The sequence below is a fragment of the Streptosporangium sp. NPDC006930 genome (genome assembly GCF_040635605.1).
Lineage (GTDB): Bacteria > Actinomycetota > Actinomycetes > Streptosporangiales > Streptosporangiaceae > Streptosporangium.
The window spans coordinates 68,771-87,659 of the sequence record NZ_JBEYID010000032.1 but is presented as its reverse complement, the minus strand read 5'-3'; the positions used below and the strand labels follow the sequence as shown (position 1 = coordinate 87,659).

The following is an 18,889-nucleotide window of genomic DNA, read 5'->3' as shown; positions in this document are numbered from 1 at the left end:
GCTCAGCGTGTCGCACCACCGCCTCGCGGAGGCGGCGGCCTTCCTGACCCCGCGCGTCGGCCGGGCCACGGTGCTGGTCTTCGGCAACGTCTGGACCGAGCCGCCGGCCGCGATCGGCGACCTCCCTGTCGACCAGGTCGCCTGGGGCTTTCCCGGCTCCGGCGGCGGTTTCGGCGCGGACGGCGTGCTCCGTGGGACGTTGCTGCCGTCGGTCGTCTTCGGCACCCTCGGCCGGCCGCCGACCGACCGGGAGCGGGCCGTACGCCAGGCGTTTCGCGAGGCCGGACTCCGGCTCAGGGAACAATCCGATTTCCGCGGCTGGTTGTGGATCCATTTCGCGTCGGGTGCCGGTCTGCTCTCACAGGGCCTGCGGCTGGGTTCCCTGTCCAAGCTGATAGGGGCGACGGGCGACCTGCGCGAGGCGCTGCTGGCCGGCCGGGAGCTTCTGCCGCTCCTCCAGGCGCGCGGTGTCGACCTGCGACGTCACCGCGGTGTGCTGTCGTTGCGTGTGCCCACCTGGCTGACGGCCCCCGTGCTCGCTTGGCTGACCGCTCATGTCGCGCTCGCGCGCGTGAATTTCGCGGCGCACTCCGACCCCGACGCCGAGGAGCCGCGTGAGGTCTGCCGGGACACCCTGGCCGAAGCACGACGGTTGGGCATCTCGGTACCGCGACTGGAAGCGGCGGAACCGCACTTCGCCCGCGAGGGGACGGGTCGAGTCTGAATCCACCGATATTTGTCGGTCCCGGTGGTCCATTGCGGCTCCTTGGTCCGCCGCATCCCAGAGCCGAACCCGGTCGCACCGGTCGACCAACCGCCGTTCACATGCGGCTTTTCGTTGTCCGGCCTCTATCGCCCGTCCGTGACGCCGTGGAAGGAAAAGTCATGACCACCGCAGAGAAGCACGAGTTCCCCATGGCCCGTACGTGTCCGTTCGCGCCGCCGCCGGCGTACGAGGAGATCCGTGAAGGAGAGCCGGTCTCGCGGGTTCGTCTGCCCGACGGCGGGTGGGCCTGGGTGGTCAGCCGCCACGAGGACGTGCGAACCGTGTTGAACGACCGGCGGTTCAGCGCCGACCGGGAACATCCGGATTTCCCGTCACTGGTCAAGGGCGAGGCGGGGTTCCGGCGGCCGGACGAGGAGCGCTTCCTGATCTCGATGGACGCGCCCGAGCACGGGCCGTCGCGCAAGGCCGTACTCGGCGAGTTCACGGTGCGCCGGTTGGCGGCGCTGCGGCCGCGGATCCAGGAGATCGTCGACGGGCAGATCGACGCGCTGCTGGCCGGGCCGCGGCCCGGTGACCTGGTGGAATCGCTGTCGCTGCCGGTCCCGTCACTGGTGATCTGCGAGATGCTGGGTGTGCCCTACGCCGACCATGAGTTCTTCCAGGAACACACGGTGAAGGTGATCAAGCAGTCGACGCCGCCCGAGGAGCGGGGGGCGGCCATGATGGCCATCCAGGGCTACATGACCGACCTCATCGCGCAGAAGGAGGAGAACCCGCCGGACGACCTGCTCGGGCGGCAGATCGTCAAGCTGCGCGCGGACGGCACCTACCGGCGGACGGCACTGGCCCGTATGGGCTTGCTGCTGCTCGTGGCCGGCCACGAGACGACGGCGAACATGATCTCGCTGTCGACCGTGGCGTTCCTGCGCGACCCGGAGCAGCTCGCGATGATCAAGGCCGACCCGGGCAAAACGCTCAACGCGGTCGAGGAGATGCTGCGGTACTTCACGATCATCGACGTGGCGACGGCCCGGCTGTGCGTCGAGGACATCGAGGTCGGCGGGCAGCTGATCCGCGCCGGCGAAGGATTGCTGGCGCTCGGGTATTCGGCCAACCGGGACCCGCGGGCGTTCGAGAACCCGGACGAGCTCGACATCGAGCGCGGCGCGCGCCACCACGTCGCGTTCGGATTCGGGCCGCACCAGTGTCTGGGCCAGAACTTGGCTCGGATGGAGCTGCAGATCGTGTTCGACACGCTGTTCCGCCGCGTCCCCACGCTGGAGCTGGCGATGGATGTCGACGAGCTGCCGTTCAAGGACGACGCGAACATCTATGGCCTGTACCAGCTCCCGGTGACCTGGTAGCGGACGAACCGCCATCCCCGTCTCAGGAGGAGAGGGCCATGAAAATCATCGCGGACACCGACAGGTGCGTCGGTGCCGGACAGTGCGTGCTCACTGAGCCCGCGCTGTTCGACCAGAGCGAGGACGACGCCACAATCATCGTGCTGAACGAGACACCGGAGGGCGAGCTGGTCGAGAAGGCCCGCGAAGCGGTGCACCTGTGCCCTGGCCAGGCACTCTCCCTGGAGGAGTGAGGCAATCCGTGGATGGCCGTACAGCCTGAAAGAATCACACTGATCGGTGTGGGACGCCGAACGGCGCGTCTCCGCTCGAACAGGGCAGTGGCGCGGTCGCGGCGGCACCGGCCACCACGGCGGCGCCCCGCAACAGCGAACGCCGGTCCCATGCTCCGTTGTCAGCCACAACCTTCTCCTTTTCATGGTCACCTTCGACGCGACGTTCCGATCAGCGGACGGAACGTCGCGTCCACTGTCGACCGGCCGTGTGCCCGCCTCGTCCTCGCCGCGTCATGGTCGTGTCACTGCCCTGCAGACGGTCGCGCCGACGGTCGCCGTCGTCGACGAACGGTGACGTGCGGCGGGCAACGCGGGCACATTCGGCGCCGATCGTGGTGCGTCATGAACGAGCCACGCATGATCCCGTCTCGGCCCCGTGACCGGCTGTACGCCGTGGTCACGCTGGTGCTCGCCGTGCTCCTGCTGCCCGCGGCGTTCGTCCGCGCCCCCGGCCGCGCCCGCGAGATCGCCTGCCGCTGGGCGTTACGGATGCGATTCCCCGCCGAGGACCTCACCGGGCTCACCGAGGGTGCCCTGGCGGCTTTCACGGCGGCGCGTACCCAGGCGCTCTGGCGTCACGGCCGGCTCATCGGCCTCACCTCGGGATACCGCGATCCCCATGTCCAGCAACGGATGTTCGACGAGGAGGTGCGCCGCGCGGGCTCCCCGGCGCTGGCGCGCATGCTCGTGCTGCCACCGGCGGAGTCCGGCCACGTCAGGGGCGTCGCGTTGGACGTGCGCCCCCACGAGGGCGCGCGCTGGCTGGAGGAACACGGCGCCCGCTACGACCTGTACCGCATCTACGACAACGAGTGGTGGCACTTCGAGCACCGCCCGGACAGCGGCGGCAGGCCACCCCGGCGGCTGCCCCACCCCGGCGTGGGTTACGCCGGCGAGTACACGGACCGGCTGTAGCCCGGCCCTGGTCCGCGCATGCGGGGCGATTCGGGGGAGTCGGACCGGTCGGTCCGGCGGGCACGGACCTCGGTGGTTAGCGGGGGACGGCCGGCTCGCCCCGCATCGGGACCCAAGGCCGCCGGCCGTGACACGACCATGACACGGCGCTGACGAGGCGGGGACACGGTCACCCGACAGTGGGTGGGGTTGACCGGCTCCCGTTCCCCAGCGGTGGGTCCGGCTCTCTCCGTGCCGTCGAGGAAGGCTGATCGATCGTGACCGAACGCGTACGCGTGGCTGTGCTGGCCGGAGGGCCGTCCGCCGAGCACGAGGTGTCGCTGCAGTCGGCGCAGGCGGTGCTCAACGCTCTGCCGAAGGATCTGTACGAGCCCGTCGCGGTCATCATCGACCGGCGGGGCCGGTGGCCGGTGGAGCTGCGACGCGGTCTGGTGGACGTGGCCTTCCCCGTGCTGCACGGGCCGTTCGGCGAGGACGGCGTCGTCCAGGGCCACCTGGAGACGTTGGGCATCCCGTATGTGGGCTGCGGCGTCATGGCCTCCGCCGTGGCCATGAACAAGGTCGCGATGCGGCGCGCGTTCCTGGCAGAGGACATTCCGGTCACGCCGCATGTGTGGTTCACCGAGCACGAATGGGTCACCGCCACCGACCACTGGGAACTGGTGAGGTCGCTCGACTGGCCGATGTACGTCAAACCGGCCGGTATGGGCTCCTCCATCGGCATCTCACGTGTCACCTCCATGGAGGAGTTGCGCGCGGGCGTGGATCTGGCGCTCGCCTACGATCGGGTGGTCGTCGTCGAGCAGGGTGTGACCGCGCGTGAGGTCATCTGCGGCGTGCTCGGCGGCTACGACACCCCGGATGCCTCGGTGCCCGGCGAGCTCATCGTGCCCGGCGACTGGCTCGACTACGAGGCCAAATACCTCAGCCGGGCAGAGATCGCCACCATCCCCGCCGTGCTGCCGGAACGGGTGGCCGAGGACGTGCGCGAGCTGACCCTGTGCGCCTTCCGGGCGATCGGCGGCTACGGCCTGTCCCGTGTCGACTTCCTCTACGAGGAGGACACGGGACGCCTGTACGTGCTGGAGATCAACACCATGCCCGGCTTCACCTCACGTTCCGTCTACTCCAGGGCGTGGGCCGCGAGTGGTGTCCCGTACCCGGATCTGCTGCGCCGCCTCATCGACCTCGCGTTCGCCAGGAGCGGCTCATGATCCCCATGACGCTGAACGAGATCGCCCGGGTCGTCGGCGCGAGCCTGCATGACGTGCGCGACCCGCAGGCGCCGGTGACGGCGCCCTCCGCGGTCGACTCTCGCGAGGTGGTGCCCGGCGGCCTGTTCGTCGCGACGGCCGGCGCCCGCGTCGACGGTCACGACCACGCGGCCGGTGCCGTCGCGGCCGGCGCCGTCGCCGTGCTGGCCTCAAGGCCCGTCGGCGTGCCCGCCCTCGTGGTCGAGGACGTCCAGCTCGCGATCGGCCTGCTGGCCAGGCACCTGCTCGAACACATCGGTCCGACCGTGATCGGCATCACCGGCTCCGTGGGCAAGACCACGACCAAGGACCTGCTGGCCCAGGTGCTCGAACGGCACGCCGCGACGGTGGCCACCGACAGGTCGTTCAACAACGAGCTCGGGCTGCCGCTCACCGTGCTGCGCGCCGATGCCACCACCCGATACCTGGTGCTGGAGATGGGGGCGGGCCGCAAGGGCGACCTGAGGTATCTAACCGGGCTCGCACCGCCCAGGGTCGGGCTGGTGCTCAATGTCGGCACCGCGCATGTGGAGCGCATGGGAGCCGGGCCGGCCGACGTGGCCGAGGCCAAGGGCGAGCTGGTCGAGGCACTTCCGGCGGATGGGTTCGCCCTGCTCAACGCCGACGACCCGTACGTCATGGGCATGGCCGGCCGTACCAGGGCCCAGGTGCTGTTGTACGGCCGGTCGGCGCAGGTGCGGGTGCGAGCCGAGAACGTGCGGACGGCCGATCGCGCGCGAACCGCGTTCGAGCTGGTCACGCCCTCAGGACGCGCCCCGGTCGAGCTCGACCTCATCGGTGAGCACCAGGTGGGCAACGCCCTGGCGGCCGCAGCCGTCGCCACCGTACTCGGCCTGGAGGTCGCCGAGATCGCCGACGGGCTGAACGCCGCACGGCGGCGCTCCGCGGGCCGGTTGGAGATCGTCGAACGACCTGACGGCGTCACCGTCGTCGACGACGCCTACAACGCCAGCCCCGAATCCATGCGGGCCGGGTTGCGGGCGGTGAGGGCCCTGGCAGGCACCCGCCGTACCGTCGCCGTGCTCGGCGCGATGGGGCAGCAGGCCGGCGCCTCCCGCGCCCGGCACGCGGAGATCGGCCGGCTCGTCGCCGACCTCCGCTTCGACGTGCTGATCGCGGTCGGACCGGGGGATCCGCTCGCGATGGCGGAGGCGGCGGAGTCCTCGAAGCAGGGCGTGGCCGTCCACACCGCCCAGGACGTGACCGAGGCACTCAGTCTGGCCGGCGCGCTTCTCGAACCGGGAGACGTGGTGTTCGTCAAGGCCTCCAGCGAGATCGGGCTCGGTGCCTGCGCCCGTGCGCTGGCCGGAGCCTGACCGCCGGCGCTTCGCCGAGGGGCCGAGCGGATCAAGTCCACGCCGACGCACCGCCTGGCCGGTCGCGGCACCAGTCATCGAAACGGAGTTCCATGCGTACGATCGGTCTCATCGGCGGGTTGAGCTGGGAATCGACGGTGATCTACTATCAGATCATCAACCAGCGGGTCCGCGAGCGGCTCGGCGGCAGCCATTCGGCCAACAGCCTCATCTGGTCGGTCGACTACACGACCGTCGAGGACCTCGTCTTCGCCGACCGCTGGGACGAGGTGAGCACGCTGCTCGCCGATGCCGGAGGGAAGCTGGAGGAACTCGGCGCCGAGGTTCTGCTCGTCTGCAGCAACACCTTCAGCCGGGTGAGCGACGACGTGGCGCGGGCCGCGAGCGTGCCCGTGCTGCACATCGCCGACGCCGTGGGCGCGGAGGTCCGCGCGAGAGGGATGCGCAAAGTCGGTCTGCTGGGCACTCGCTTCACCATGGAGCAGCCCTTCTACCGGGATCGGCTGGCCGCGCACGGCCTCGACGTGGTCGTGCCGCGACGCGAGCAGCGGGAACTGGTCCACCACGTGATCTTCGACGAGCTGGTGCGCGGGGTGCTCAGGGAATCCTCCAGGGACGCGTACGCCCGGATCATCGCCGATCTCGCGGTGGAAGGAGCCGAAGGCGTCGTCCTCGGCTGCACGGAGATCGAGCTGCTGATCACCGAGAAGGACACCGCCGTCCCGCTGTTGCCGAGCGCTCGGCTGCACGCGGAGGCGGCGGCCGGCTTCGCGCTCGCCGAGTGACGTACCCTCGGTCGCGTCCCCGCACAGCGCGTTGACGCCGTACGAACCCCGGTGCCGCAGTTCGGCGCCGAGGACGGGTCCCCACCGTCACCCGGGAGGGTTCCGGGGAGCGAAGGTGATCGTCGTGGTCGGTGCGACGCGTCCGCTCGGCGGGTCGCCGGCCGGGATGACGTCGCTGGGCCGCACGCCGCAACCGGCCACGGTGACGAGCGATACGAGGCCCACGGCGAGCACGCGGCGGGCGGACCCTGTCCTCACTCGGAGCCTCCGTCCGGATCGGGTACCCGGCGCGGCAGGCGCAGCGTGAACACGGCGCCTCCGTCCGGGGCGTTGGTGACGGTGAGGTCACCTCGGTGCAGACGGGCGTTCTCCCGTGCGATGGCCAGGCCCAGGCCGCTGCCCTCGGACCTGGCCCTGGCCGCGCTGGCCTTGTAGAACCGGTCGAACACGTGCGGCAGCACCGCCTCCTCCAGCCCCGGCCCGTGGTCACGGACCTCAAGAACGATCCGGTGCGGGTCGGCGCGAAGCCGTACCGACACCGGTGGCTCGCCGTGCCGCAGGGCGTTGCCGACCAGGTTCGCGAGGATGACGTCCACCCGGCGCGGGTCCAGCCGCGCCGTCACCCCGACGGGAACCTCGGTGCGCACCCGCTCCGACCAGCCCCGAACGCGCAAGGTCGCGCCCACCAGCTCGGCCACGTCGACCTCGTTCGGCGCGAGGGCCGCGACGCCGGAGTCGAACCTGCTGATCTCGATGAGGTCGTTCACCAGGGCGGTGAGGTTGAGCGTCTCCTGGCCGACCAGCCTGGCGGCCCTGTCAGCGGGCTCGGGCAGCCGGGCCGCCTCCTCCTCCAGGACGTCGGCGACCGCGGTGAGCGCGGCGAGCGGGGTGCGCAGCTCGTGGGACACGTCGGCCACGAACCTGCGGGCGTCGGCCTCCATCTCGCGCAGCTGCCCGACGAGCCGTTCCAGCTCCGCGGCGGTGTTGTTGAACGTGCGCGCCACGTCGGCGAGCTCATCGGAGCCGCGCACCGCGATCCTGGTCCGCATCTCACCCTCGCCCAGCAGGCGCGCCGCCCGGCCGAGCTCGCGCACCGGGCCCAGCACACCACGGGCGGCGAGCAACGCCAGGACGACCGCGAACGCGAGGGCCGCCCCGCCGATCAGCCGGGCGATGGCGGCGAGCTCGTCGATACTGCGCTGTTCGGGAAGCAGGCTGCGCGCGATGTAGACCTCGATACCGGACACCCGCGTCGTCCGGTCCTCCTCGATGATCAGCAACGGTATGCCGATGATCAGGGTGGGCTCACCCTGCCGCACCACCCTCTGCCACGCGGTGCGGCCACCGGCCACCACCCGCCGCAACTCCGGTGAGGCCACCCCGAAATCCAGGGCCCGGGCCTCCTCGCCCGGCCTCCAGCGTCCCAGCGGCGGCGAGGACGGTGGAAGCGGCGAGTGCGTCTCGCGGTAGACGGCGACCGCGAAGCTGTCGCGGTCGGTCGCGGCCTCGGCGATCTCGCCGAGCTCCTCCGGGCCGGGCGTCGCGCTCCGCAACGGGTAGAGCGCCTGCAGGCGGCCGGTCATCGCCTGCACCGCGGCATCCTGGGTCCTCTCCAGGATGGCGTTGCGCGCCTGGACGTAGATCCCGCCGGCCACCGCCGCCGCGGTGACCACGCACAGCAGCGCGAAGGAGAACAACAGCCGGGCACGCAGCCCCAGGCTCGGCCGAGGTGTCACCGGCGGATCACACCGGCCCGAACCGGTACCCGAACCCACGCACCGTCTGCACGTAGACGGGCGCCGCCGAGTCGTCCTCGATCTTCGCGCGCAGTCGCTGCACGCACGCGTCCACCAGACGCGAGTCGCCGAAATACCCGTGCTCCCACACCGACTCCAGCAGTTGCTGGCGGCTGTGCACCCGGCCGGGAGTGCCGGAGAGTTCGAGCAGCAGGCGCAGCTCGGTCGGGGCGAGGTCCACCGGTACGCCGCGTTTGGCGACCACGATCCCGGCCCGATCGATGGTCAGCTCCCCGTGCCGCTCCAGCTCCGCCTGGTCCCGGCCGACCCGCCGCAGCACGGCGCCGATGCGTGCCTCAAGCACCCTGGGCTGCACCGGCTTGACCACGTAGTCGTCGGCGCCCGCCTCAAGCCCGGCCACCACGTCCATGTCGTCGCCGCGCGCGGTCAGCATGATGATCGGTGTCTGACCGGTGGCCCGGATACGGCGGCAGACCTCGAACCCGTCCATGCCGGGCAACATCAGATCGAGCACGACGACGTCGGGAAGGTCCGTACGCAGCCGCTCCAGCCCCTGCTCGCCGGACTCCGCCGCGCGCACCCGGTATCCGTGCCGGGTCAGGGCCAGCTCAAGGCCCTCCCGTACGGCCGGGTCGTCCTCGATCAACAGCACTCGCGACACGCCGCCGAGTTTCACCGCACGCCCCTGTAACTTGTCCGCCGGTCGACCCCGTCCAGTGTCGGCCGGCCGTGTCCTCGCCTCGTCTTCGCCATGTCATGGTCGTGTCACGGTCTTGCCGACGGTCGCCGCCGCCGGCAAGTGGTGATATGCGGCAGGTGAGGCGCGTTCGGCGCCAATCGTAGTTCGGCACGAACGAGCCACGCACGCTCCCACCTCGGCCCTGTGACCGGCTGTGTCCGGCACGGCCCGGCTGTATCGACCGGGCGAGCACCGGCGAGCGGCGCTCGGGCGAGGGGGCGGCGAAGTCTTCTTTTCGTCAGGCCAGAGGGGAGGTCACCGTGAAGGATGCGTCGGAGGCGAAGACCGAGGTGGACGCTTTCAGGTCCAGCCGCATCTCGTAGTTGTAGTGGCGCAGATAGCGGCCCGGCAGGTTGTACGACTCGAACGAGGTCGTACCGCCGCCGGCCAGCCCCGCTCTGCCGCAGAACGTGGCGTCGCCCTTGAAGATCGCCGTGCCGTCGTCACGCTGCAGGGTGAGCCGCATGTTGTAGTGCCGCAGGTAGTAGCCCGGCAGATTCACCGCCTGGAAGGAGTAGCAGCCGTTGTTGGCCAGCCCGGCGGTCACGGTGAACGTGGCGTCCCGGCGGTCGGTGAGCGGGCTGGAGGCGCTCAGCGGGTCGATACGGGCAAGATTGTCGCGGTGGCGCAGATAGCGATCGGGGAAGTTGGCCGAGCGCAGTGAGCGGTTACCCGTCGGCACCGCGGTCGTGTCACCGACGTCCTCGCGCAGCACGGTGAAGTGCCTGGCGACGCCGGACAGGCCGGACAGCTCGACCTTGGCCGAGAAGGTGGACAGGTCGGAGCTGTCGGCGTAGTAGTAGCGGCCGCCCGTGTAGTTGTCGAAATAGATCCGCCACCTGCCGTCGGGCAGTCGTGTCAGCGCGGGCCCCTCAAGTCCCGAGCCCCAGCCCGCCCAGTTCCCGACGCCGGTGAACTGCCAGGGGCCGGTGAGCGAGGTGGCGGTGGCGTGCTCGATGTACTTCGTCGTCTCGTTCTTGAGGAAGTTGTGGTAGGTGGAGCCGACCTTGACCACGAAGCTGTCGATGTAGTTCGCCGGGATGCCCAACGCCGTCGGGGCGCTCCAGGACGACAGGTCGGCGTTGGTGGCGGTGATCCGGTACGGCCTGAACTGTCCCGCCGTGCCGGTCGTCGAGGCCGAGAAGATCACGTGGACGCTGCCGTCGGAGTCCTTGAACCACTCCGGAGCCCAGGTGCTGCCGGTGGCACCGTTCAGCCCGACGGTCACGTTGCGAAGGAACGTCCAGCTCACGGAGTCGGCGCTGCGAGCGAAGCCGATGGTGTCACCGGTCCAGTTCGTCGTGTAGACGAGGTAGTAGTAGCCGTCGATGTGCCGCAACACGCTGGGATCCCTGATCAGCCCCGACGGTGGTGTGTAGGCATTGGCCCGCACGAGGGAGAAGGTGGAGGCGTTGGGGGAGTCGTAGACGTACATGTTCGATTCGCTGCTGTTGGTGAAGGCCGTCATCAGGTAGTGGGGGACCGGACCGGCGGCGTGGGCCGCCACCGGTGTCAGGACAACGGCCATGACGACGGTGAACAACGCGGCCAAAACTCTGTGATACCTACGCATTCCGATACCTCCACGATGTTAGCGATAACATTTCACGGCGAGCGTACGGAGACGGTGATTCGAGCGTTGGCGCATTCTTAGCCCGGCGAAGGGGCCTTCGTCAATGAGGTGATCTAGGAGCTGTTCGAGGTTCGGATCATGTGGGTGAGGTGAGGAGTTTCAGCCACATGATCGAGCCTCGGAGGTGGAGTACGGCCTCGTGGCTTTCCGGGGTTTTGTCATAGCGGGTGGCCAATCCGCGCCAGGTCTTGATCTTCTGGAAACAGCGTTCGACGGTGTTGCGCCGGCGGTAGCGCTCGGGATCGAAGTCGACGGGCCGCCCGCCCGCTGAACCTTTCTTCTTGCGGTTGGCCCGCTGGTCGGTCTTCTCCGGCGTGCCCGCCATTCGACAACGGCGGGCACGCCGGGTAACGCTGGACATGACAATCCACAGGTACGACCAACGCCGCGATCACCTGCAACAACGCGACCGGCCGGTACGGCCGTCCGTCACCGCCTTCACCCGCACGTGACGAACCGGTGGGGGATCGCCGACGGTGACGAGCGGGTACCGGTCAGACCCTGCCCGGATGCGGCCGGAACCGCGGGCCGCCGATCGGTTCGTACCAGCCGGCGACCTTGTCCCCGGGCGGGGCCACCGCGTCGATCGCGTCCAGATCCTCGGCGGTCCACTCGATCGCCGAGGACTCCGCGCACGAGTCGAGGTCGGCCAGCCGCTCCGGCCCGCACAGCACACTCGTCACACCGGGCTGCCGTAAGACCCAGGAGAAGGCCAGCTGGGCCATGGTCACGTCATGACGGGCCGCGATCACCCGCAGCACGTCGAGCACGTCGAACACGGCCTCGCTGAATCGGTCACCGGCGAAGTCGGCGAGCACGCCACCCGCGCCGTACCGGCTGCCCGCGGACGGCGGCTCGCCGCGCCGGTACTGGCCGGTGAGCACTCCTCCGCCCAGCGGCGCCCACGGGTTCACCGCGAGCCCGAACGTCGCCGCCATCGGGAGCAGCTCACGCTCGATCCGCCGGTCAAGGATGTTGTACGGCGGGGTCTCGGCCACGATCCGGTTGAACCCGAACTCCTTGGCCACCCACAGTGACTCGACGACCTCCCACGCGGCGGAGGTGCTTACCCCCAGGTAGCGGACCTTGCCCGCACGCACCAGGTCGTCCAGGGCGCGCAACGGCTCGTCGACCGGTACGTCGGGGTCGAACCGGTGCAGGGTGAACACGTCGACGTGATCGGTCCGCAGTCGCCGCAGGCTCTCCTCGCACTGGCGGATCAGGTGCCGTCGGCTCACACCCCGCCCGTTGGGATCCTCGGTGTCGACCGGCATGTACGCCTTGGTGTTGATCACCACTCGATCGCGCTTGGACGGCTTCGCCAGGGCGGCCCCGACGACGGACTCGCTGCGCCCGGGGGCTCCGCCGTAGTTGTTCGCCGTGTCGAAGAAGTTGACGCCGAGATCGAGCGCCCTGTCGATGATCCGGACCGACTCGGCCTCGTCGGCCCTGTCGCCGAACATCCAGCACCCCAGGCCCAGGGCGCTCACCCGCACGCCGGTCCGCCCGAACGGCCGGTACTCCATAGCGGTCACCCCTTTCAGTCCAGGCCCGCGACCGCGCGCACGGCGTCGGCCAGCGGGACGAACGGTTCGGCGCCAGGCGGGGCGCCGAGGAACATCCGGTTGTGGGTGATGACGACGGCCAGCCCGGTCGCGAGGTCGGCCCATCCCATCGACCCGCCCACCCCGGCGTGGGCGAGCACCTGGGTCGAACGGCCGAGCAGCGGGTCGGCCGGGGGCGACTCCCCGCCCAGCCAGTAACCGCCGGTGCCGATCCAGGTGGTTCCCTGGTAGACCTCGTCGAACTCGCCGGCGTTCGGCCGCGGCGACGTCAGGGCGAGCAGGCGGTCGGCCGCGATGTACCGGCGACCGTCGATCTCGCCGCGGTTCGCCAGCATGCTGAAGAACCGCGCACCGGCGCGGGCCGACATCACCGCGCCGGCCGCCGGGATCGACGACGACCGGAACCGGGGATCGTTCCAGCGGTCGGCGTCGGGGCGGATCTCCGGGGGCATCGACAGCAGCGGCACCCCGGTCATCGGCGCGCGCTTCGGCGGGTTCGGCCCCCAGGTCAGGCGAGCGACCCGGTGCTCGTGCTCCGCCGGGAGCACGTCCCAGACGTCGTCGGCGCCGATCGGCAGGCACAGTTCCTCGCGGAGGAACCGATGGTAGGGACGGTGGCTCGGGTCGGTGCGGCGGATGACCTCACCGAGGATGTGCCCGAAGCTGATCGAGTGGTACATGGAGCGTTCACCCGGCGGGTGCAGCGGTTCGACGTCCGCGAGCCAGGCGGTGATCGCCTCCTGGTCCGCGAGTCCGCCGGCGTCCAGGCCGGGCGGCATGTGCGGAACGCCGGCGCGGTGCGTGAGCACGTGGCCGACGGTGATGTCCTGCTTGCCGCGCCTGCCGTACTCCGGCCAGTACGTCGCGATCGGCTGGTCCATGTCCACCAGCCCTCGCTCGCACTGCAGCTGGATCGCCGTGGCGAGAAGCGCCTTGCTCACCGAGAACACGGGGAACAAGGTGTCACCGTCGACCGCCCGGCCGCTCCGCGGGTCGGCGACGCCGGTCCACGCGTCGACGATGAGCTCATCGCCGAGGTAGGCGGCGACCTGCACACCGACCTCGCCCAACTCGACGGCGCGGGCGAGCGCGGCCTCGATCCGATCGTCGGACCTCATTGTTCGACTTCCTCTCTCTCACGCCCGGGTTCGGTCTCCTGCGACTCGGTCTCGTCGCCGAGGTAGGCCGCGATGACCCGCGGGTCACGGCGTACCTCCGCCGGCGTCCCGTCGGCGATGATCCGCCCGCGCTCCATCACGATCAGCCGGTCGCACACCCGCATCACCAGCTCCATGTCGTGCTCGACCACCAGCACGCCCATGCCGCGTTCGTCGGCGAGCCGCCGGAGCAGGGTGCCGAGTTCGGCCGACTCCGTCGAGCTCAACCCGGCCGCCGGCTCGTCGAGGCAGAGGACGGACGGTTCGGCGGCCACCGCACGGGCGATGCCGATCAGCCGACGCCGGCCGTACGGCAGCTCGGTCGGCAGCCGGTCGAGATCCGGACCGAGCTCGAACAGTTCGACGGCGGCGAGCGCTCCGGCGGTGAAGGCGGTCGGGCGCGGCCAGACCAGGTCGGTCAGGTAGGCGCTGCCGGACCGCGCGTCGACCGACGCCTTGAGGTTGTCGGCCACCGTCATGTCGTCGAACAGCTCAAGGCTCTGGAACGACCGCCCGATCCCCTCGCGGACCCGGCGGTACATGGGCATCGATCCGATCGGCTTGTCAGCGAGCGTGACCGTGCCGGACTTCGGCCTCGTCGCGCCGGTGAGCGCGTCGATCAACGTCGTCTTGCCCGCTCCGTTCGGCCCGATGAGCCCGACGATCTCACCCGGACCGACGTGCAGCGAGGCGTCGTTCACCGCGACCACGCCGCCGAAGGCCACCGTCAGCCCATGGCCGCGCAACACCTGTTCGGGCACCCGGCCGGGTGCTGCCGCGACGGTGTCCGCGCTCGGCCGAGCCGGACGGCGCCGGCGCGGCAGGTGCAGGTGCCGGGAGAGGCCCTCCGCGGCTCCGTCCGGGCGTGCCTGCAGGTACCAGATGGACAGCACACCTCCGATGAGTGCGATCCACAGCGGCATCGTCGCGCTGTCCGAATCGAGCAACGTGGAGATGAAACCGCCGGGGTGTCCGAGCACACCCAGCAACGGGCCGGCGATGTAACCGATGCCGCCCAGGACGACGTAGGACAACCCCAGGATCGAGTCGAAGGCCGCGAATCCCCGCTCGAACACCATGGTCGGCTGCCGGAACACCACCAGGATCCCGCCGAGCGCGGCGATCGCCGCGGAGAGGGCGAACGCGTAGAGTCTGACCCGCCAGGGGTTCAGCCCGACGGACTCGGCCGCCCGCTCGTTGGTACGGACCGCGATCATGCGGCGCCCGACACGGCCGCGCCGGACATTGGCGACCACGAGGCCGGCGAGTACGAACGCGACCAGGCACACGATCGCCCAGCGCCCGGGGTGGGTGAGCGAGTCGATTCGCCAGCCGAACAGCTCCAGCGGGTTCGGCAGGGGCGTGTAGGCGCCGGAGTAGGCGGGGTTCTGCAGCAGTACCCCCTGGATCGCCACGGCGGAGCCGAGTGTGGCCACCGTGAAGTTCACGCCGCGGGTACGCAGCAGCGGCACGCCGAGCATCGCGCCGACGACGAACGTCGCGACCAGGCTCAACGCGACCGCCAGGATGAACGGCATCCCGGTGCTGGTCAGCAGCAGGCCGGTGATCACCGCACCGATGCCGGCGAAGCTGAACTGGCCGAGCGACAGCTGCCCGGTGTATCCGGTGATGACGACGCTGGACAGCAGGATGATCCCGTACGTACAGGTGATCGTCGCCGCCGTGATGTACGACAGCTCGAACACCGTGGTGAGCAGGACGATGCTGCCCCCGAAGAGCGCGAGGAGGACGAGAGGACGGACATGTCCGTCGCCGACCTTCGGCCGTCGCTCGACGATGGCCGTGCGTATCCGCTCGCCCCCGCCTCGCCACACCATCACCAGCACGATCAGCAGGAAGGGCACGGCGTCCGCCCAGCCGGGCGTGGCCACGTAGCGGGTCACCTCGGCCTGGCTCACCCCGATCAGCAGGGCACCGAGGTACGTCAGCGGGAACGAGCGCAGGCCGCCGATGAGCGCGGCGGCGAGCGCCGGCACGATCAGGTGGGTCAGCGTGACGATCTGCACGCCGACGATCGGAGCGAGCAGGACGCCGGCGATGCCGGCGAACACCGAGCCGATCACCCAGTTGGTGGTCGCGATCCTGACCGGGGAGATGCCCAGGGCCGCCGACGCGATGGGGTTCTCCACCTGCGCCGAGGTGGCCAGCCCGAACCGGGTCCGGCCATAGCCGAGGGTGAGCAGGCCGACGAGCACGGTGGCGATGAGGAAGGTGATGATCCGATCCTGGCCCAGGTGGATCCCGAACAGCGACACCGGATCGGTGGGGAAGATGGACTGGACGAGGCGCTCGTCCGCGCCGTAGCGCAACGTCAGTGCGGACTGCACGACGACGAGCACGATCAGGGAGACGATGGTGCGGCTCAGCGCCGAGGTGCGTGCCATGCGCTGGATCGCGAGGCGGTAGGTCAGGTAACCGCACAGCGCGGCGGCGAGCAGCGCACCGGGCACCGCGAGCACGGGCGAGAGCCCCTGGCCCGCGTTGAGTTCCCAGTAGGCGAACGCCGCCACGGTTCCGACGATGCCGTGGGAGAAGTTGATGATCCCGGATCCGCGGTACGCGATCACGATGCCGAGGGCGGTCAGCGCCAGCAGCGAACCTGAGGACATCCCGACCAGCGCGAGCTGGATGGCGCCGTTCATGTGGCGTGGTCTCCGCTCGCGCTCGTCTGGCCTTCGGCCACCTCGGAAAGGTAGCTGGCCTCGATCTCGGCCAGCCGCGACCCCATCTCGGACGCCTTCCCCTCGATCACGATCTCTCCTCGTCGCAGTACGCAGACGCGGTCGGCCACCTGCAGGGCGCGCGTGACCCGCTCTTCGACGATGAGCACGCCGACGCCGCGGTCGGCGGCGGCGCGCAGCCGGGTGAGCAGCCGCGCGACGATCAACGGGGCGAGGCCGAGCGTCAGCTCGTCGGCGAGAAGCACCTTCGGTGCGCCGGCCAGCGCGCGCGCCAGGGTGAGCATCTGCTGCTCGCCTCCCGACATCAGCCCCACCTTGCGATCCAGCAGCGGCTCCAGCTCGGGCATCAACGCCAGGCTCTCCTCGATGCCTCCCCGGCCGAGGCGGAGGTTCTCCCGGCAGGTCAGGCCCATGAACACCGAGCGGTCCTCGCAGATCAACGCCAGGCCGGCGTCGGCCCTGCGATGCAGTCCCTCGGGCGCGGGCCGGCCGTCGAGCAGGACCGAGCCGCTGATCGGTGTCAGAACCCCGGCCAGGGCGAGCAGGGTCGTGGTCTTGCCCGCGCCGTTCGCGCCCAGCAGTGCGACGATCTCGCCCGGACGTACCGCCACCGACAGGCCGTGCAGCACGGGGAGGTGGCCGTAGCCGACCTCGAGGTCGACCGCGGCGAGGATCGGTTCGGCGCTTCGCCGGGGATCGGGCGTCACCCGATCCCCGCCCTGGATCACCCGTTCTCCCTGAGGGCGTCGAGCACGCTGAACGGCTCGGCGGCGTCGCTGTAGGTGCCGTTCTTGACCGTGTACGTGACGACGTTGGTGTTGAGAATACGGTCGAAGTCCTTGAGGCCCAGCGGCGTGGTCAGGTTGAGGGCCGGCCCGACTCCCGTATCCACGGAGCTGAGCTTGCCCAGCGCCTCCTGCACCGACGCGGCGTCGACCGTCCCCTGAACGGATTCGGCGGCCGCCTTCACCGCGGCCACCGCCGACCACACGACCACGCCCGCCGACGTCGGCGTCGCGTCCGGCTTGTACTTCTTCATCGCGTCGCGGAAGGCGACCATGCCGGCTTCGTTGCTGTTCACGGGCAGGAACGAGTCGGACAGCAGCACGTCTTCGGCGGCCTTGCCGATCTGGTCGATCAGTGCCTGGGTGAGGGAGGCCGCGGCGAGCCCGGTCTTCACCCCCGGCGCGCCGGCGCCCAGGGCGGCGATCGCCTTGCCGGCCTCGCCCGGCGGGAGCGCCAGCACCACGCAGTCCGCGCCGTTCGACACGACCTGGGCGACCGGGGGTCCGTAGTCGGCGTTCGTGGTCGGCACCGCGATCTTCGCGTTCAGTTTCATGCCAAGCGATCTGAGCCCGGCGTCGGCGAAGTCGGCCGAGGCGATCGAGGACGGCAGCGACTGCGTGATCGCGTCGACCTTCTTGCAGCCGTAGGTCTTGACCAGTCCGATCGCGGCCCCGCTGAACGAGACCGGTGTGCCGCCGGGGATCGGCCAGGAGGTCTTGCTGGTGAATTCGAGCGGGTTGATCGGGTGGCTGAGCAGCGGGATGCCGGCCTGTTCGAGCACCGGCACCATGCCGCTGCCACCGACCGACAGGCCGCCGATCACGGCGATCGCGCCTTGACCGACCGCGTCCTGAGCGCATTTCGCGCTCACATTCGGGTCGGCCTGGTCGTTGCAGACCGTCAACTCGACCTTGCGGCCGGCTATGCCGCCGGCGTCGTTCACCGCGGACACGGCGGCCTCGATCGCCGCCGCCTGGTCCGGGAACCCGACCGACGGTGCGGACACCGTCAGGATGCCGACGAGCTTGAGCGATGCCGATTCCGACGAGACGGCGGAGGTGGCAGAGGTGACGGGCGTCTCGTCGTCCGGGGTGGCCGAGCATGCTGCGGTCAGCGCCAGTGTCGACGCCACTGCGGCGGCGGCGGTGAGCCGTCGGGTCCAGTCGGGGTGATATATCCTGTTTGTCATGGCGATGTCCCATTAGCTCGTTATGGCGTTGGTCCCCCGATGCGGTAGGGGGAGCGTCGTCAGCCTCAGTTACCGGCGGCATTACCGCGGCGCCCCAGGGGCTCGATAACAGGTCCCGTGCCCTGAGCCCGGATGCGCAATGTGCCGGATAACGCCATCCGGCGCGCCGTGTGCACCCGGTTGGGAGGGCTTGGTTCTTAGGCACCGTGACCGCATAACTCACGCTGGTCCACCTCGTCTTCGACACGATCGCCAACCTGCTCACCCAGGCCGAGCAGGTCGAGTGCTTTCGCAATGCCGCCCGCCACCTCACCCCCGGCGGCCGGTTCGTGATCGAGCTGTGGGTGCCTGAGCTGCGCAAGCTCCCACCGGGGCAGCAGGCCCTGGTCTGGCACAGCGAGCCGGGCTACATCGGTTTGGACACCTACGACGTTCTGCGCCAGCACGTCGTATCGCATCACTTCAGGTTCGACGAGAGCAGGCAGGCCCAGCTGTATCGCAGCCCGCACCGCTACATCTGGCCGACCGGGCTTGACCTCATGGCTCAGCCGGCCGGGTTCGTACTGGAGAGCAGGCACGCCGACTGGGCCGGAGCCGACTTCACCGCCGAGTCGCGTTCCCACGTGTCCCTCTACCGCATTCCGCCGGACCGCTGAGAGCGCCACCGCCAGAGTCAAGGTCGCTGATCAGGTCTCGTGCCGCTCC

Annotated in this window: 18 protein-coding genes and 1 pseudogene; 8 read left to right on the top strand and 11 right to left on the bottom strand. The window is 70.1% G+C overall.

Annotation, left to right across the window (positions count from 1 at the left end; genetic code table 11):
- From ABZ664_RS36690 to ABZ664_RS36680, 3 genes are all read left to right on the top strand, one after another.
- A partial coding sequence (locus tag ABZ664_RS36690) for a ketopantoate reductase (RefSeq protein ID WP_362521148.1) occupies positions 1 to 724 on the top strand: 724 nt, incomplete at its 5' end.
- A 161-nt stretch (positions 725 to 885) separates the two neighbouring features.
- Entirely contained in the window at positions 886 to 2,091 is a 1,206-nt protein-coding gene (locus ABZ664_RS36685; RefSeq protein WP_362521145.1) for a cytochrome P450, read from the top strand.
- 38 nt (positions 2,092 to 2,129) lie between these two features.
- Positions 2,130 to 2,324 (top strand): ferredoxin, encoded by a 195-nt coding sequence (locus ABZ664_RS36680; protein ID WP_362521142.1) that lies wholly within the window; start codon positions 2,130 to 2,132, stop codon positions 2,322 to 2,324.
- Between the two features lie 34 nt (positions 2,325 to 2,358).
- Here the strand turns inward: ABZ664_RS36680 and ABZ664_RS36675 are convergent, their stop codons facing one another.
- The gene (locus ABZ664_RS36675) at positions 2,359 to 2,493 is read right to left on the bottom strand and encodes a twin-arginine translocation signal domain-containing protein (RefSeq protein WP_362521139.1); all 135 of its coding nucleotides are present in this window, start codon (positions 2,491 to 2,493) and stop codon (positions 2,359 to 2,361) included.
- Positions 2,494 to 2,708: 215 nt separating this feature from the next.
- On the opposite strand from ABZ664_RS36675, the gene vanY-N reads away from it, so the two are divergent.
- The 4 genes from vanY-N (at position 2,709) to ABZ664_RS36655 (ending at position 6,656) form a co-directional block, all read left to right on the top strand.
- Positions 2,709 to 3,281, top strand: a complete 573-nt coding sequence (gene vanY-N, locus ABZ664_RS36670; protein WP_362521137.1) for a D,D-peptidase/D,D-carboxypeptidase VanY-N — start codon at positions 2,709 to 2,711, stop codon at positions 3,279 to 3,281.
- Positions 3,282 to 3,538: 257 nt separating this feature from the next.
- On the top strand, positions 3,539 to 4,495 hold the full coding sequence (locus tag ABZ664_RS36665; RefSeq protein WP_362521134.1) for a D-alanine--D-alanine ligase family protein: 957 nt from the start codon (positions 3,539 to 3,541) through the stop codon (positions 4,493 to 4,495).
- Positions 4,492 to 5,871, top strand: coding sequence for a UDP-N-acetylmuramoyl-tripeptide--D-alanyl-D-alanine ligase (murF, locus tag ABZ664_RS36660; RefSeq protein ID WP_362521131.1), 1,380 nt, complete (start codon positions 4,492 to 4,494; stop codon positions 5,869 to 5,871). Before ABZ664_RS36665 ends, murF begins: the two co-directional genes overlap by 4 nt.
- Positions 5,872 to 5,963: 92 nt before the next feature.
- Positions 5,964 to 6,656, top strand: coding sequence for an aspartate/glutamate racemase family protein (locus tag ABZ664_RS36655; protein ID WP_362521128.1), 693 nt, complete (start codon positions 5,964 to 5,966; stop codon positions 6,654 to 6,656).
- A gap of 87 nt (positions 6,657 to 6,743) precedes the next feature.
- Here ABZ664_RS36655 and ABZ664_RS36650 read toward each other — a convergent pair whose 3' ends face one another.
- From ABZ664_RS36650 to ABZ664_RS36605, 10 genes and pseudogenes are all read right to left on the bottom strand, one after another.
- Positions 6,744 to 6,914, bottom strand: a complete 171-nt coding sequence (locus ABZ664_RS36650; protein ID WP_362521125.1) for a hypothetical protein — start codon at positions 6,912 to 6,914, stop codon at positions 6,744 to 6,746.
- Positions 6,911 to 8,392, bottom strand: a complete 1,482-nt coding sequence (locus ABZ664_RS36645; RefSeq protein WP_362521122.1) for a HAMP domain-containing sensor histidine kinase — start codon at positions 8,390 to 8,392, stop codon at positions 6,911 to 6,913. The genes ABZ664_RS36650 and ABZ664_RS36645 overlap by 4 nt, the downstream gene beginning before the upstream one ends.
- Positions 8,393 to 8,399: 7 nt before the next feature.
- Positions 8,400 to 9,074 carry a response regulator transcription factor gene (locus tag ABZ664_RS36640; RefSeq protein ID WP_362521119.1) on the bottom strand — a complete coding sequence of 225 codons (675 nt, stop codon included), beginning with the start codon at positions 9,072 to 9,074 and terminating at the stop codon, positions 8,400 to 8,402.
- Between the two features lie 316 nt (positions 9,075 to 9,390).
- Positions 9,391 to 10,704 (bottom strand): glycoside hydrolase family 43 protein, encoded by a 1,314-nt coding sequence (locus ABZ664_RS36635; RefSeq protein WP_362521116.1) that lies wholly within the window; start codon positions 10,702 to 10,704, stop codon positions 9,391 to 9,393.
- Positions 10,705 to 10,861: 157 nt separating this feature from the next.
- Positions 10,862 to 11,098: pseudogene (locus ABZ664_RS36630) on the bottom strand (transposase); the annotation flags it as partial.
- Between the two features lie 181 nt (positions 11,099 to 11,279).
- Positions 11,280 to 12,311, bottom strand: coding sequence for an aldo/keto reductase (locus tag ABZ664_RS36625; protein WP_362521150.1), 1,032 nt, complete (start codon positions 12,309 to 12,311; stop codon positions 11,280 to 11,282).
- Between the two features lie 14 nt (positions 12,312 to 12,325).
- The gene (locus ABZ664_RS36620) at positions 12,326 to 13,468 is read right to left on the bottom strand and encodes a serine hydrolase domain-containing protein (protein ID WP_362521113.1); all 1,143 of its coding nucleotides are present in this window, start codon (positions 13,466 to 13,468) and stop codon (positions 12,326 to 12,328) included.
- The gene (locus ABZ664_RS36615; protein WP_362521110.1) at positions 13,465 to 16,170 is read right to left on the bottom strand and encodes a branched-chain amino acid ABC transporter permease/ATP-binding protein; all 2,706 of its coding nucleotides are present in this window, start codon (positions 16,168 to 16,170) and stop codon (positions 13,465 to 13,467) included. Before ABZ664_RS36615 ends, ABZ664_RS36620 begins: the two co-directional genes overlap by 4 nt.
- A complete protein-coding gene (locus ABZ664_RS36610) occupies positions 16,167 to 16,937 on the bottom strand; it encodes an ATP-binding cassette domain-containing protein (RefSeq protein WP_362521107.1) in 771 nt (256 codons plus the stop codon). The genes ABZ664_RS36615 and ABZ664_RS36610 overlap by 4 nt, the downstream gene beginning before the upstream one ends.
- Positions 16,934 to 18,184: an ABC transporter substrate-binding protein gene (locus ABZ664_RS36605; RefSeq protein ID WP_362521104.1), complete on the bottom strand. Its 1,251-nt coding sequence runs from the start codon at positions 18,182 to 18,184 to the stop codon at positions 16,934 to 16,936. The genes ABZ664_RS36610 and ABZ664_RS36605 overlap by 4 nt, the downstream gene beginning before the upstream one ends.
- A gap of 329 nt (positions 18,185 to 18,513) precedes the next feature.
- Here ABZ664_RS36605 and ABZ664_RS36600 point away from each other — a divergent pair, with 329 nt between their 5' ends.
- Positions 18,514 to 18,840, top strand: coding sequence for a hypothetical protein (locus tag ABZ664_RS36600; RefSeq protein ID WP_362521101.1), 327 nt, complete (start codon positions 18,514 to 18,516; stop codon positions 18,838 to 18,840).
- The last annotated feature ends 49 nt before the right edge of the window (positions 18,841 to 18,889 follow it).